The 13,706-nt window shown below is 72.0% G+C and carries 11 protein-coding genes; 3 read left to right on the top strand and 8 right to left on the bottom strand.

Translation table 11 applies throughout. The annotated features are described in order from the left end of the window. Positions 1 to 137 precede the first annotated feature (137 nt). From ACIRL2_RS16255 to ACIRL2_RS16230, 6 genes are all read right to left on the bottom strand, one after another. Complete coding sequence (locus ACIRL2_RS16255; protein ID WP_395871571.1) at positions 138 to 1,055, bottom strand: GNAT family N-acetyltransferase; 918 nt, start codon at positions 1,053 to 1,055, stop codon at positions 138 to 140. After that, the gene (locus ACIRL2_RS16250) at positions 1,052 to 1,924 is read right to left on the bottom strand and encodes an ABC transporter ATP-binding protein (RefSeq protein WP_395871573.1); all 873 of its coding nucleotides are present in this window, start codon (positions 1,922 to 1,924) and stop codon (positions 1,052 to 1,054) included. The genes ACIRL2_RS16255 and ACIRL2_RS16250 overlap by 4 nt, the downstream gene beginning before the upstream one ends. Continuing rightward, positions 1,921 to 3,777, bottom strand: coding sequence for a dipeptide/oligopeptide/nickel ABC transporter permease/ATP-binding protein (locus ACIRL2_RS16245; RefSeq protein ID WP_395871575.1), 1,857 nt, complete (start codon positions 3,775 to 3,777; stop codon positions 1,921 to 1,923). Before ACIRL2_RS16245 ends, ACIRL2_RS16250 begins: the two co-directional genes overlap by 4 nt. Before the next feature lie 2 nt (positions 3,778 to 3,779). Beyond that, on the bottom strand, positions 3,780 to 4,781 hold the full coding sequence (locus tag ACIRL2_RS16240; protein WP_395871577.1) for an ABC transporter permease: 1,002 nt from the start codon (positions 4,779 to 4,781) through the stop codon (positions 3,780 to 3,782). Continuing rightward, positions 4,778 to 6,211 carry an ABC transporter substrate-binding protein gene (locus ACIRL2_RS16235; protein WP_402232602.1) on the bottom strand — a complete coding sequence of 478 codons (1,434 nt, stop codon included), beginning with the start codon at positions 6,209 to 6,211 and terminating at the stop codon, positions 4,778 to 4,780. The genes ACIRL2_RS16240 and ACIRL2_RS16235 overlap by 4 nt, the downstream gene beginning before the upstream one ends. A gap of 134 nt (positions 6,212 to 6,345) precedes the next feature. Beyond that, positions 6,346 to 7,806 carry a serine hydrolase domain-containing protein gene (locus ACIRL2_RS16230; protein WP_395871581.1) on the bottom strand — a complete coding sequence of 487 codons (1,461 nt, stop codon included), beginning with the start codon at positions 7,804 to 7,806 and terminating at the stop codon, positions 6,346 to 6,348. 252 nt (positions 7,807 to 8,058) lie between these two features. Here ACIRL2_RS16230 and ACIRL2_RS16225 point away from each other — a divergent pair, with 252 nt between their 5' ends. Next, positions 8,059 to 8,907, top strand: coding sequence for a M55 family metallopeptidase (locus ACIRL2_RS16225; protein WP_402232600.1), 849 nt, complete (start codon positions 8,059 to 8,061; stop codon positions 8,905 to 8,907). Positions 8,908 to 8,959: 52 nt separating this feature from the next. Then, a complete protein-coding gene (locus ACIRL2_RS16220) occupies positions 8,960 to 9,862 on the top strand; it encodes a serine hydrolase (protein ID WP_395871585.1) in 903 nt (300 codons plus the stop codon). 140 nt (positions 9,863 to 10,002) lie between these two features. Here the strand turns inward: ACIRL2_RS16220 and ACIRL2_RS16215 are convergent, their stop codons facing one another. Further along, positions 10,003 to 10,734 carry a spermidine synthase gene (locus ACIRL2_RS16215; protein WP_395871587.1) on the bottom strand — a complete coding sequence of 244 codons (732 nt, stop codon included), beginning with the start codon at positions 10,732 to 10,734 and terminating at the stop codon, positions 10,003 to 10,005. A 234-nt stretch (positions 10,735 to 10,968) separates the two neighbouring features. On the opposite strand from ACIRL2_RS16215, the gene ACIRL2_RS16210 reads away from it, so the two are divergent. Beyond that, complete coding sequence (locus ACIRL2_RS16210; protein ID WP_395871589.1) at positions 10,969 to 12,012, top strand: P1 family peptidase; 1,044 nt, start codon at positions 10,969 to 10,971, stop codon at positions 12,010 to 12,012. A gap of 54 nt (positions 12,013 to 12,066) precedes the next feature. Here the strand turns inward: ACIRL2_RS16210 and ACIRL2_RS16205 are convergent, their stop codons facing one another. Beyond that, the gene (locus ACIRL2_RS16205; RefSeq protein ID WP_402232597.1) at positions 12,067 to 13,530 is read right to left on the bottom strand and encodes a carboxylesterase/lipase family protein; all 1,464 of its coding nucleotides are present in this window, start codon (positions 13,528 to 13,530) and stop codon (positions 12,067 to 12,069) included. Between the last annotated feature and the right edge of the window lie 176 nt (positions 13,531 to 13,706).

Below are 13,706 nucleotides of genomic sequence, written 5' to 3'. Positions count from 1 at the left end.
CCCCCGTCGGACGCTCCGGGCCGACCGCGTCTGCGCCGGTCACTCCGTGGCGGGAGTCTAAACGATCTTGTGATGGATGTCGTGGTCCATCGTGACGCCGGGTGCCCGTCCCCCGAGACCGGGCACCCGGCGCGGGGTCAGCGCGGGCGCGGGCCCCGACCGAGCACGTACCGTCCGTCCCGGGTGAAGCCGAGCACCACCCGGCCCTCGGCCATCAGCCCGCCGAGCACCTCGCGCAACGCCAGGCGCCAGCCCCGCGCCGCCGCCGGATCGGTCCGGCGCAGCGCCTCGATGTCGCGCGGCACCGCCACCAGCACCACGTCCCCGTCGGTCCGGCCCGGGATCGGCCGCTTGTCCGGACCCGTGTCCAGGCCGATCACCACCTCCCCCACCAAGGCCCCGGCGTCCACCGGCCCGGGTGTCCCCGCGCAGGCGAGGGCCACCCGGTCGGCGGTCAGGTCCCAGCCGGCCAGGATGCGATCGGAGTAGTCGTCGCCGTTGATGGCATCGGACATGGGCCCGTAGAAGTCGGCGAGGTACTGCGCGGGTACCGCGCCGAGCTTGGCCAGGTTGAAGTAGGCGTTCCGTCCGACCAGGGGGTCGAACGTCCAGGTGACCCGGGTGATCCCGCGGGTCAGGCACCACGCCCGCTGGTACACCTTGAGCGCGTAGCCCACCTCGCGTCCTCGCGAGCGTTCGTCGACGCCGGCGATGTGCGAGTGCAGGCCGTCGGTGGAGAGCAGGCCCACGCCCGCGCCGACCAGTCGATCGCCCTCGTAGGTGCCCGCGACGTAGCCGCCGGAGTGCGCGACCACGGTCATCATCTCGGGGCTGATCATCGGGGTGTCGGGCTGCCAGACGTGTTGGAACAGGGCGCACGCGTCGGACATCTCGACCGGCGTGTGCAGTTCGCGGATCTCGATCCGAGCCACGCGAGCCGCGCGGTCGGCCGCCTCGGCCGCGCGGTCGCGCAACGCACCGGGGTCGGGTTCGGGTTCGCGGTCGGCGCGGTACAGGTCGCCGCCGGTACGCGCCCCCGCCGGTGTCGGGGTCATCGGGTCGCGGCCTCCGTCTCCACATCGGTATCGGGGTCGACCGTCGCGCGTTCGGGCAGCGGCTCGCCGATCGTGGGCACGCCGGACAGCAGCGCCCGGGTGTACTCGTGTTCCGGGTTCTCCAGGACCTGGGCGGCGGGGCCGGACTCCACCAGGACGCCGCGGTCCATCACCGCGATCCGGTCCGCGAGATAGCGCACGACGGCCAGGTTGTGCGAGATGAACAACATCGCGAAGCCGAGTTCGCGTTGCAGGTCGCGGATCAGGTTGAGCACCGCGCCCTGGACGGAGACGTCCAACGCGGAGGTGACCTCGTCGGCGACCAGTACGGCGGGCCGGGCGGCGAGCGCGCGGGCCAGTGCCACGCGTTGGCGCTGGCCGCCGGAGAGCGCGTGCGGCAGGCGTCCGGCCACGCCGGGGTCGATGCCGACCAGGTCGAGGTAGCGGGCCACCTCGCTCGCCCGGGTCGCCCGGTCGGTGCGCGGCACCGCCTCGGCGACCGAACCGCCGATGGTCAGGCGCGGGTTGAGCGAGGCGAACGGGTCCTGGAAGACCAGTTGGATCGGTCGGCGCCCGGGCTTGCGGCCCTGGTCGACGCCGTCGACCAGGACCTGCCCCGAGTAGACGGGGACCAGGCCGACCGCGGCCCGACCCAGGGTGGACTTGCCCGACCCGGAGCCGCCGACCAGGCCGACCACGCTGCCCGCGGGCACCTCCAGGGACACGTCGTCGACGGCGGTGGAGGCGCCGCGGCCGCGGCCGTAGCGCACGGTGATGTTGCGCAGTTCGAGCGAACCGGACGTTGCGCTCCCGGCGGGGCCGGGGGCGGCTTCGGCGGCGGAGGGATCCACCGTGCTCGCGGCTTTCATCGTGCCTCCTCCAGTTCGTGGGTGACGGTGGTGATCGGGTCCCAGCACGCGACGCGGCGACCGGAACCGATCGATTCCAGGACCGGCTCCTCGGTACGGCAGCGGTCCGTCGCCCGGGCGCAGCGCGGCGCGAACGGGCAACCGACGCTCTCCTCGCCGGGCTCCGGCGGTCGGCCGGGGATGGTCGCCAGCGGGACGTCCCGGTCGGTGGTCATGCTGGGCACCGCGCCGATCAGCGCGGCCGAGTACGGGTGGGCGACGCCGTCGGCGAGGTCCCCGACGGGCAGTTCCTCGACGATCCGTCCCGCGTACATCACCACGACGCGGTCGCACACCTGGGAGACGACGGCGATGTCGTGCGAGATGAGCAGCAGTGCGGCGCCCGATTCGGTCCGCACGTCCCGGAGCAGGGCCAGCACCTGGGCCTGCACGGTCACGTCCAGGGCGGTGGTGGGCTCGTCGGCGATGATCAGCCGGGGTTCGCCCATCAGGCCCATCGCGATCATCACGCGTTGGCGCATGCCGCCGGAGAACTCGTGCGGACGCTTGCGGACCCGCTGTTCGGGGTTGATGATGCCCACCGCGCCCAGTCGGGACACGGCCCGGGAAAGGGCCGCCGCCCGTCCGGCGTTGTGGTGCACCTCGGCCACCTCGGCGAGTTGCCGGCCGACCGTGAGCGCGGGGTTGAGCGAGGCCATCGGGTCCTGGAAGACCATGGCCATCGAGGTGCCCTTGGGGGCCTGCTTGTTCAGGTCCCGGTCGCCGAAGCGCAGGGTGCCCGCGCTGACCCGGCCCGGGTGCGGGACGAGTCCGGCCGCGGCGAGCGCGGTCAGGCTCTTGCCCGAGCCGGACTCGCCGACGATGCCGACCGCTTCACCCTCGGCGACGGTGAGGCAGACGTCGTGCACGGCGGTGTGCCCGGGGAAGCGCACCCGCAGGTGGTCGATGTTCAGCAGCGCCGACTCGGCCGCCTCGGCGGGCCGTTCGGTGACCGGGTCGGCCGCGCCGACCTCGGCCTGCGGCGCGGTACGGCCGGCGTTCGCCTTGGCGACCACCTCGCCGATCAGGCCGAAGGTGATGCCGGTGAGCACGATCGCAAGACCCGGCCCGACCGCCGACATCGGGTCCACCATGACCCGGTCAAGTTGCTCGTTGAGCAGGCGTCCCCAGTCGTAGTCGGGCGGTTGCACGCCCAGACCGAGGAAGGACAGGCCGGAGAAGGCGACCAGGATGCCGGCTGCGGTCGTGGAGACGAACAGCGCGACGGGTTCGGCGATGTTGGGCAGGATGTGCCGGACGATGATCCGGAAGCGGCCGACGCCCAGGATCCGCGCGGCGGCCACATAGTCGGTGCCGGCGACCGAGGCGGTCAGGTTCTGCACGAGTCGGGCGGTGCTGGGGGCCGCGCCCAGGCCGATGGCGAAGGCGGCGGAGAAGGTGCCGACGCCGAAGATGACCGCGAGGAAGAGCACGAACAGCAGGCCGGGGAAGGCGACGAGCAGGTTGACCGTCGCGGTGATCAGGCGACCGGCGCGGCGGCCGAGGACGGCCGGCAGGACGCCCAGGACCAGGCCGCCGACGACCGCGATGAGCGTGGCGAACAGGGTCAGTTCCACGGTGAGCCGGGTGGCCACCACGACGCGGGCGGCGATGTCGCGACCCAGGGCGTCGGTACCGAACAGGTGCTCGGTGCCGCTGTGTCGGCCGATCTCGTCGGTGTCGATCCGGTCGGCGGTGTCGCCGAGCAGCATGGGTCCGAAGATCGCCACCAGGGCGATGATCGTGCTCGCGACGGCGGCGGTGATCCCCAGCGGGGTGCGCAGTGCGAGGCGAAGTCTTGGTGCGTTGGCCATCTTCAGCTCCCGCGAATCGTGGACTGGGGATCGGCGGCGGCGACGGCGAGGTCGACCACGAAGTTGATCGTGAGCGCGGCGGCTCCGTAGACCAGCACGATGCCTTGGACGAGCGGATAGTCCTTCTGCAGGATCGCCTGGACGATGGTCATGCCCAGGCCGGGCCAGGCGAAGACGTTCTCGATCAGTACGGTCCCGGCCAGCAGGCCGCTCAGGAGCAGGCCGCCCAGGGTGAGCGAGGAGGTCAGCAGGTTCGGCAACGCGTGCCGCAGGTAGACCAGTCGGCCGGGCAGCCGCTTGGCGCGGGCGGTGCGCATGTAGTCGGTCTCGAACACGCGCAGCGCCTCCACCCGGACGATCCGCGAGAGTGCGGCGATCGGGGTGATGGCCAGCGCGAGTACCGGCAGGACGTAGGAGTCCGGGCCTTCGCGCAGCGCCACCGGGAACCAGCCCAGCGAGACGCCGAACACCGAGGCCAGGCAGACCGCGAGGAGGAATTCCGGGATGGCCACGATCGCCCCGGTCGAGGAGGCGAAGGCGAGTTCGCCGCGCCGGCGCCGGCCGTTGCGGGTCCACACGGCCATGGCCATGCCCAGCGGGATGGCCACCAGCATCACCAGGAGGAACGCGTAGATCGCGATCTCCATGGTCGCCGGGAGTCGGTCGCCGATCATCCGGGACACCGGGACCCGGGCGGTGATCGATTCGCCCAGGTCGCCGTGGAAGAGTCCGCCGACGAAGTGCTTGTACTGGGAGATCAGCGAGTCGTCCAGGCCCAGTTGCTCCTTGCGGGCGGCGACCGCCTCGGGCGTGGCGTTGAGTCCCAGGGCGCCGCGGACCGGGTCGCCGGGGACGAAGTGGATCATCGCGAAGGCGGCGGTGACCAGTGCGGCGAGCGAGACCACCAGGCGCCCGGTACGGCGCACGAGGAAGGAGGTCCAGGGGCCGAGCCGGAAGTCGATCACCCGGCCGGCCGTGGTTGCGGTACCGGCTGCGGTACTCATCGGCCACCGACCTTGCGAAGGGTGGTCGGAATGGGACCGCCACCGTCGAGTTCGAAGCTGTAGCCCCGAGCGAAATAGGGGGTCAACGAGTCCATGAAGGTCACCACATCGAGACGTTTGATCAACTCGGATTCGGCCGCGGTCCACTCGGGGCAACCCGAGGTGTCCGGCTTGGCCATTGCGAGAGCCACGAGACGTTTGAATTCGGGGTTGTCCAACGAACCGAAGTTGAGCCCGTCCGGTGGGGTGGCTCCCATGAAGAAGGGGAGGGCCTGGTCGGGTGTGGTCACCGAGAGCGGTGCCCACGCGACTTCCCACTGACCGCCCATCAGGATCGTGGCGTTCGTCGCGGCGGTGGTCGGCTGAGCGTTGACCTTGACGCCGAACGACTTCCATTGCTTGACCGCCAACTCGACGGCGGCGATGAGCTGGTTGCCGAACACACCGGGGTAGGGCATGGAGATCGACAGCTGTTTGCCGTCCTTGGTCCAGCGCCCGCCGGACTTCTTCCACCCCGCCGACCGCAGCGCCTCCGCGGCCCGAGCCACGTCGTGCCGTGGCAGGTGCTCGGTCACCGCGTCCTCGGTGCACGGCGGCGCCGCCGTGACACCGACGCGGGTCGCGGGTTGACCCTTGCCGCCGGTGGCCACCGCACCGATCTGCTTGAGGTCGAGCGCCTCGATCAGCGCCCGACGCACCAGGGGATCGGCGGTGACCCGATTGGCGGCCTCGTTGAAGACCAGCATCCCCAAGGGGTCGCGCTGGACCACGGACTTGACGCCGGCCGCGGTCAGCCGGGCGCGGTCGCCGCCGACGATGGGCGCGATGTCGATCTGTCCGCCGAGCACCAGGTTCGCCCTGGTGGATTCGTTGGCGAGGACCTTGAAGACCACTCGGTCCGGCAGGTCGGTGTTGCCGATGCCGTTCGGCCCCCAGGTGTAGCCGGCGCGCTTGGTGAAGGTGAAGTGGTCGCCCGGGACCACCTGGCTCAGTCGGTAGGGTCCGGTCCCGTCGGACGTGTGGCTCAGGACATCGGGGGACTTCATGGCGCTGGGGCACACCAGTCGCAACATCGCGGTGCCGCGGACCAGGAACGGGGCCGGGTCCGGGGTCTTCAGCGTCAGGGTGCCGGCCGCGTCGTCGGCGGTGGCGACGGTCCCGGGAGGCACCATCAGGCCGTACAGAGGCGACTTGTTGGCCGGGTCGGCGATGTAGGCGTACTGGGCCGCGATGTCGGAGGCGGTCAGTGCTCGGCCGCTGTCGCACATCACGTCGCGGCGGAGCGTGAAGGTCGCCGAGGTCGCGTCGGAGGTCCAATTCTCGGCGACGCCCGAGACGATCCGCCCGTCGTTGGCGACATGGATCAGCGAGTCGTAGGAGTAGCGGTTCATCGTGACCGCGGACGAGGTCAGCGCGGTCAGCGGGTTCATGTTGCCGGGGTCGCCTTCGATGGCGATCGTGACGGTGTCACCGTCGCCGGCACCACCATCGCTCGCGGTCCCTCCGCACCCGGCGGCGAACAGACCCAACGCGACGGCCGCTGCGGCCCCGCGTGGGACGCCTCTCATCGCGCGCCGCCGGCGGAACACTCGACGGCACCGTTCGCCGCGGCCGACTCGCCGACCGTCACGCGCGGAACCGCGCGGGTCATGTGCAGGAAGCGGGCCCGGTCGCCGTCGCCGAGGAAGGCATACTGCGTGTGCTGCCCACCCTGCGCCTCGACCTCGATCAGCGTGCGGGCGTCGCGGATCACCAGCTTGCTGGTCTTGACCTGTTCGCCGAGCATCTCGGCGGCGGCGCCGAGCGTGCGCATGGTCAGTTCCAGTCCCTCCTCGGACTCGACCACGTCCAACGCCATCGCCTGCGAGGCGTAGCGGCCGACGAAGAAGCGCGGGTCCACCACCGGGGGCTCGGCGGGCGGTACCACGGGCTCCGGTACGCGCACGTCCGCAGTCGTCGCGAACACGTCGCGGACCAGGTCGTACATCACGGCCAGATCGCCGCCGTTGGTGAGGATCGCGATCGAGACGTCGCTCTCGGGGGCCACCCGCAGGATCGCGGCCTGGCCCATGGTGCCGCCGTCGTGACCGATGATCGGGCCGCCGACCCAGTCGAACAGGTTCCAGCCCAACCCCCACGCGCCGCCGACCGCCTCGATGTCGGGCACCTGGACCTGCGGCTCGCGCATCGCGAGCGCGGACGCCTCCGACAGCAGGCGGGTGCCGTCCGGGAGCAGTCCCCGGGCGATGTGCGCGGCGGCGAACGCGAGCAGGTCGGTCGCCGTGGTGGTCAGCGTCGAGCCGGCGGGCGCGTTGGAGCGCGGCATCTCCCACCCCGGCACCCGCACCGCGGTCCCGTCCGGCCCGGACACGTGCCCGATCGCCACCCGGTGCAGGATCGCCTCGTTCGCGCTGGTGGCCAACCGGCCCAGCCCCAGGGGCACCGCTATGCGCTCACGCAGCGTCGCCTCCCAGGTCTGTCCGGTGAGCACCTCGATGATCCGACCCAGCACGACGAACCCGCTGTTGCAGTACGAGAACATCTCGCCGGGTGCGAACAGTTGCCCGGCCTTCGCGGCCAGGTCCGCGACCAGCTTGGCCACCGCGTCGTCCCCGGGACCGTGGTCGTCGAACAGGTCGCCCTCGAAACCCGCGGTGTGGCACAGCAGTTGACGCGTCGTCACCACCTGTGCGGCGGCCTCGTCGACGAGCTTGAATTCCGGCAGGTAGGTGCGCACGGGGGCGTCGAGGTCGAGCACGCCCTCGTCGACGAGCTGCATGATCAGCGTCGCCGTCCAGACCTTGGTGATCGACCCGATCTGGAAGATCGAGTCCGGGGTCGCCGGGTACCCGATCTCCACGTCGAGCACGCCCGTGGCGGCCACGACCGTCTCGTCGCCCATCCGTACCGCGACACTCGCCCCGGGAATGTTGCCGCGCTTGGCCAGTTCGCCGAGTCGGGTCGCTAGGTACTCGGGCGTCGGCAGTGTCCGGGCAGCAGACCCGGGCACGTCGGATCGTCCCATCGTGGGATACCTCCTCGGAAGGCGGCGGCGAGTGCCGCAGAGGACGATCACGGTAGGCAGCCCCCGAAAACCTCGAATCGTCCTCGTGGACGAAGAACCGCCGCCGAACCTGTCCGAATCACCGACGCCGAGCCCCGGCCGCCTCGGCAATCCTCGGCAGAGGCGGCCGACGGTCGGCACACCGCCCGGCCCGGCGTCGGGCGACGCGCGCGTCGGGTCGCTCACGGGCAGCGCGACGAACGGGAGCGACCGATGGACGTGTACATCTCGATCGACATGGAAGGTGTGGCGGGCATCGCCACCCTGGATCAGATCTGGCGCGGGGGCAGCGGCTACCCCCGGGCGCAACACTTGATGACGGGTGAGGCGAACGCGGCGATCGAAGGCGCGTTCGCGGCGGGCGCCGAGCGCGTACTGATCAACGACAGCCACGGCACGATGGACAACCTGATCGCGGAGGACCTGGACCCCCGCGCCCGGATGATCCTGGGCACCCCCAAGGCCCAGTGCATGGCGCACGGCCTGGGCCCGCAGCACGCGGTGGCGCTGTTCGTCGGCTACCACGCGGCGGCCGGCAAGCCCGGCGTGCTCTCGCACACCTTCTCCGGCAACTTCACCTCGGTGAAACTGGGCGACCGCCACGTCACCGAGGCCGAGGTGATCGCACTGCTGGCCGCCCAGCACGGGGTGCCGATCGGACTGGTCACCGGCGACAACCACGTCTGCTCGGTGGCCGAGGAGGTATTCCCCGGCGTGGTCACCGCACAGGTCAAGTCCGCCGAGGGATGGACCGCGGCGGACACCATGCACCCCTCCCTGGCTCGGGACCTCATCCGGGAGAAGGCCGCGCTGGCGGTCCGGAACGCGAGCGGGCTGCAAGCCCTGCCGATGCCCGATGAACTGGTCCTGGAGGTGGGTTTCCAACTCCCCCTGGCCGCCGAGTTCGCCGCCGCCGTGCCCGGCGCGGAACGACTGGACCTGTTGACCGTGCGATGCGCGGCACCCGATCCCAACGTCGTGATGGACCTGATCAACCTCTGGTACACGGTGGGCGCGCACGCGGCCGCCACCCACCTGCCGAACGTCGCCGCCAAACGCTGAACACACCCCGTCGAGCCCCTCGGGGCCACCCGACCACCCTCACGGAGCGAACATGATCACCGACCAGGATCCGGTCGAACCGGCGAAGAGCATCCGCGCCGTCTTCGACGCGGCCGAGGTCGAGGGCTTCCTGCACGTACGCGACCTCGACGGCGACGACGAGGTCTGTTACGGGTCCGACGACAAGGTCGTGCTCGCCTCGGTCTTCAAGATCCCGATCGCCTTGGAGTACGCGCGACAGGCGGCCTCGGGCCGGCTGGACCGGGCCGGGCGGCACGTGGTCACCGACGCCGACAAGGCAGGCGACGGCATCGGCACCGACGGCTGCATGCACGACGTGGAGATGAGCGCGCGCGACCTCGCCGCCATGATGATGACCATGAGCGACAACGCGGCCACCGACGTCGTGCTCGGCCTGGTCGGCCGGGAGAACGTGCGAGCCACGCTGGACGAGTTGGACTGCCGCGCCACCGCGGTCACCGGCTGCAAGGAACTGCTCTCCAGCGTGGTGACCGACCTGGGCATCGACCCGGCGGCCGAGGACGTCGAGGAGCAGCTCGCCCGGGTCACCCCGGACCGCATGCGCATGGTGACCGTGCGCGACCCCGAGCGCACCGCCTCGACCACCCCGCGCGAGATCACCAAGCTGCTCGCCGCCATCTGGCGGGACGAGGCCGGGCCCGCCGAGGCCTGCGCCGAGGTGCGCGAGATCATGGGCCGGCAGATCTGGCCGCACCGGCTCTCCTCCGGCTTCGAGGACGAGATCCGGGTGTCCGGCAAGACCGGCACCCTGTGGGGTGTGCGCAACGAGGCCGGGGTCGTCGAATACCCCGACGGCAAGCGCTACGCCGTCGGCGTCTTCCTGCGTTCGGAGTCGATGGGCTACCGGCTGCCCCGGGCCGACGCGGCGATCGGCCGGGCCGCCCGCGTCGCCATCGACCACCTGCGCTCCTGAGCGGTGCCGCGCCCGGCGGCTCGTGCCCTGTCGCCGGGCGCGGCACCCCGCGTGTCCTCGCACCCCGGTAGGGACCCGGTGGGGTGTTCGAGGACACGCCCGGCACCCCGCGTCCCGACCCGGTTCGCCGTCCCGTCGGGTCAGGACGCGGGGTCGCCCGCCTTGCGCGCCACGTACACGGTGTTGGTCGCCGTACCGCCTTGGAGCGGGTTGTCGAAGTCGACCACGTGCGCGGCCGAGGCGGGGAACACCTCGGCGAGCACCGCGCCGAACTCGTGGTCCGGCGGGTCGTTCGACCACAGGGCGAAGACGCCGTCCGGATGCAGCCGATCGGCCAGCGCGCGCAGCCCGGCGGGCCGGTAGAGCGCGGCGTGGCTGGGGTGCAACACGTGCCGCGGCGAGTGGTCGACGTCCAGCAGGATGGCGTGGAAGCGCCGGCCGGGCGCCTGCGCATCCCACCCGCGAGGGTCGCCGGCCAACGCGAAGAAGTCGCCGAGGACCAGCCGACAGCGCGGATCGCCGGCCAGCCCCGCGCCCAGCGGCACCAGCCCGCGCCGGTGCCAGTCGATCACCTCGCCCAGCGCGTCCACCACGATCAGGCTGCGCACGCGCGGGTCGTCCAGCGCCGCCCGGGCGGTGTACCCGAGCCCGAGCCCGCCCACCACGACGTCGAGTTCGGCGTCCGGCAGGTCGGCCAGGCCCAGTCGGGTCAGCGCGATCTCGCCCGCCGTGAACAGGCTGGACATCAGGAACTCGTCGCCGAGTTTGACCTCGTACACGTCCTCGCCCGTGGCCGGATCCCGCCTGCGGCGCAGACTGATCTCGCCCATCGGCGTCGGCCGCCAGTCGAGTTCCTCGAAACGCGCGCTCATCCGTGCACCCTCAACCGTGTCGGTGCCGCTCTCCGGCGCCAGTGGGTGGTCTGTGGGTGGTCAGCCTATAGAGCGCGCGGGCCGCCGCCGACCAGGCGCGAGGGCTGCCCGGGGTTGGTGTGGGCCACCCGAGGCGGGTCCGAACTTTCGTCCGCGACGACGGTGCGGCCCACGACGGGCAAAGCGGAGAGTGACGGCATGCGAATGCCGGCGGAAACGACATCCGGAGCCACCATGACCGAGCTCGCGACGGGCCCTTCGAAGCCGCGCCCGCGCATCCGCGACTTCGGCCACGCGCCGGGCCTGCTGGCTCCCGGGATGTGGAACGCGCTCACCGACGTCCCGGGCGTGCGGGTGGGGCACACCACGCTGCGTGACCCCCGGGAGGGGTTGTACTCGGGAGTGACCGCGATCGTGCCCGACGCGCTGGGCAGTCACGGCCCATTGCCGGCCGGGCAGTTCGTCGGCAACGGCCACGGGAGGTTCGTCGGCGCGGGCCGCTCGGTGGAACCGGGCGAATTGGAGACCCCGTTGCTGCTCACTTCCAAGCTGTCCACCTTCCCCGTCGCGAACGCCCTGTCGACCTGGCTGCGGGAGCGGGCCGATCCGCCGCTCACCTCCGTGCTGCCGGTGGTCGGCGAGATCGACGACACGTGGCTGTCCCGGAACCGCCCACGCCGGGTGACCGCGGCGCACGTGTACGCGGCGCTGGACACGGCCTCGACCGGGCCGGTGCCGCAGGGCAGTGTGGGCGGCGGCACCGGCGCGTGCGCGCTGGGCTACAAGGCCGGCATCGGCACCGCGTCGCGCCGGGTGCCCACGGACACCGGCGAGGCGACCGTGGGCGTGCTGGTGCAGGCCAACATGTCCGGCGAACTACGGCTGGGTGGGCAGGTGTTGCGCCCGGCCACGCTGGGTCTGCCGACCGCCGGACCGGCCGGCGGGCAGGGCTCGTGCGTGGTCGTGGTCGCCACCGATCTGCCCTGCTCCACGCGCGAGTTGACCCGGATCGCCGGGCGCGGTGTGTTCGGTCTGGCCCGGGTCGGGGCCGCGTTCGCGCACGGCAGCGGCGACTACGCGGTGGCCTTCTCCACCGCGCCCGTGCGCGCCGCCGAGCCGCTGCCCTCGGCGCTGTTGGACACGGTCTTCGCCGCGACGATGGACGCCGTCGAGGAGGCGGTGCTGGACGCCCTGTTGGCCGCCGAGACGGTGCACGCGCCGTCCGGGCACAAGGCGTTCGCGCTGCCGCACGCGGCCGTGCGTCGCGCCCTGGGATGACGGACGCGACACCCCGCCGACCGGCCCGGGAGCGGGCCCGGCCAGGCCCGCCGGTCAGGGCCAGACGGCTCGCTCGTCCTCGCGCGGGGCGAACACCGTGCGGGTCTCGGGATGGTCGAACACCCGTACCGGGCGCCGGGCGTCCCACGGTTCCCAGCCCGGGTCGCCGGTCTTGGCGAAGCGCACCCACGCCGCGTGCATGTCGTCGGCCAGCCGCTGCGGAGCCGCGTCGCCGGTGAGGGCGCGCCAGTCGGGCGTCGCGAGGCCGTCGAAGACGAAGGGCAGCTCCATCGCGTGCGCCGCGCCCAGGTCCAGGACCGGGCTGCGCCAGCCGAACTCGTAGACGTAGGTGGACGCGCCGCGATCCAGTCGGGCGTCCGCGACCCGGTTGATCGGCAGTCGCAGCAACAGATCGCCGACCAGCGTGCCGAGCAGTTCACCGCGCGAGGCACCCGGCCGATTGGCCCGATACGCGGCCAGGATCCGGCGTGTGATCCGGAATTTGAGCCGCGCACCCGCGAACAGCAGTGCGCCGACCCGGTCCAGCATCCCCGTGGGCACGAACCACAGCCGGTATTCCTCGGTATTCGAGCCGAGCAGCAGTGTGATGTCCGACCCACCGCCGGCCTGCAGGGCCGCCATCGGCTCGACCGGCACCAGGTCCGCGTCGACGGCCATGGTGAATCCGGGGCCACCGGTCATCGGCGAGCCACCGGCGGTGACGGCCTGTTCGGCCGCGACCAGTTCGGCCGCGGGCACGTCCGCGAACGCCTCCCGGGTCGCCGCGCGACCCAGCCGCTCGGCCACCAGACGGGTGATCCGGCCGGCGCCCTCGGGCGGGAGCGCGCCGGGCATCCCGCTCTGCAGAATCGCCCGACCGAACAACGACGCGGCCTGCGGGTGGGCGACCAGGGCGCCCAGCAGGATCGATCCGGCGGACTCGCCGAACACGGTGACCTGTTCGGGATCGCCACCGAAGGCCGCGATCTCGGCGTGCACCCAGCGCAGCGCGGCGAGCACGTCGGCCAGTCCGAGATTGAGCGGCGCGCCCGCCAACACCGAGAAGCCCTCGGAGGCCAGCCGGTAGTTCGGCGCCACGAACACCACGCCGTCCCGGGCGAAGGCGGAACCGTCGTACCCGGGCAGCGCGTTGGCGCCGTGTGCGAGTGATCCGCCGTGCACCCACACCATCACCGGCAGACCGGCCGCGTCGGCCGGTGCCCAGATGTTCAGGTTCAGGTATTCGTCGCCCTCGACCACCACCGTCGGCAGCAGGTCGCCCAGGCCGCCCCGGTACGGCGCCTGGGGCGCGGTCGCCCCCATCGAACCGGCGTCGCGCACGTCCGCCCACCCCGGATGCGGGGCCGGCCGGTCGAACCGTCTCGGGCCCACCGGCGCGGCGGCGTACGGGATGCCGAGGAAACGACGCACGCCGTCCGCGGTGGTGCCGCACACCCGGCCGGCGGAGATCGACACCGTCGGGCGCCCGGACTCGTCGTTTGGGGAAACGTTCTTCATGGGCCATCCGATCCGCGGGGAGCCCCGCTCGACGATTCGCCAGATCGGGCGAGGGTAGCGAAGGGGTCGGCACACCGGAACGGTTGTTTCCCACTTCGGATTTTCCTCCCATTCTCCCGTCACGAAACAAGATTCGATGACACTGTGTTTTCGAGTCGACACCCACTGCGATCATG

It is taken from the genome of Embleya sp. NPDC127516 (assembly GCF_044765325.1).
In the GTDB taxonomy this organism is placed as follows: Bacteria; Actinomycetota; Actinomycetes; order Streptomycetales; family Streptomycetaceae; genus Embleya.
This window is presented reverse-complemented; position numbering and strand designations above follow the sequence as displayed.

Coding starts and splice junctions, on each gene's coding strand:
- ACIRL2_RS16220 (WP_395871585.1), top strand. CDS start 8,960: ATGATCACCGACCAGGATCCGGTCGAACCGGCGAAGAGCATCCGCGCC.
- ACIRL2_RS16235 (WP_402232602.1), bottom strand. CDS start 6,211: ATGAACCCGCTGACCGCGCTGACCTCGTCCGCGGTCACGATGAACCGC.
- ACIRL2_RS16225 (WP_402232600.1), top strand. CDS start 8,059: ATGGACGTGTACATCTCGATCGACATGGAAGGTGTGGCGGGCATCGCC.
- ACIRL2_RS16215 (WP_395871587.1), bottom strand. CDS start 10,734: ATGAGCGCGCGTTTCGAGGAACTCGACTGGCGGCCGACGCCGATGGGC.
- ACIRL2_RS16255 (WP_395871571.1), bottom strand. CDS start 1,055: ATGACCCCGACACCGGCGGGGGCGCGTACCGGCGGCGACCTGTACCGC.
- ACIRL2_RS16240 (WP_395871577.1), bottom strand. CDS start 4,781: ATGAGTACCGCAGCCGGTACCGCAACCACGGCCGGCCGGGTGATCGAC.
- ACIRL2_RS16245 (WP_395871575.1), bottom strand. CDS start 3,777: ATGGCCAACGCACCAAGACTTCGCCTCGCACTGCGCACCCCGCTGGGG.
- ACIRL2_RS16205 (WP_402232597.1), bottom strand. CDS start 13,530: ATGAAGAACGTTTCCCCAAACGACGAGTCCGGGCGCCCGACGGTGTCG.
- ACIRL2_RS16250 (WP_395871573.1), bottom strand. CDS start 1,924: ATGAAAGCCGCGAGCACGGTGGATCCCTCCGCCGCCGAAGCCGCCCCC.
- ACIRL2_RS16210 (WP_395871589.1), top strand. CDS start 10,969: ATGACCGAGCTCGCGACGGGCCCTTCGAAGCCGCGCCCGCGCATCCGC.
- ACIRL2_RS16230 (WP_395871581.1), bottom strand. CDS start 7,806: ATGGGACGATCCGACGTGCCCGGGTCTGCTGCCCGGACACTGCCGACG.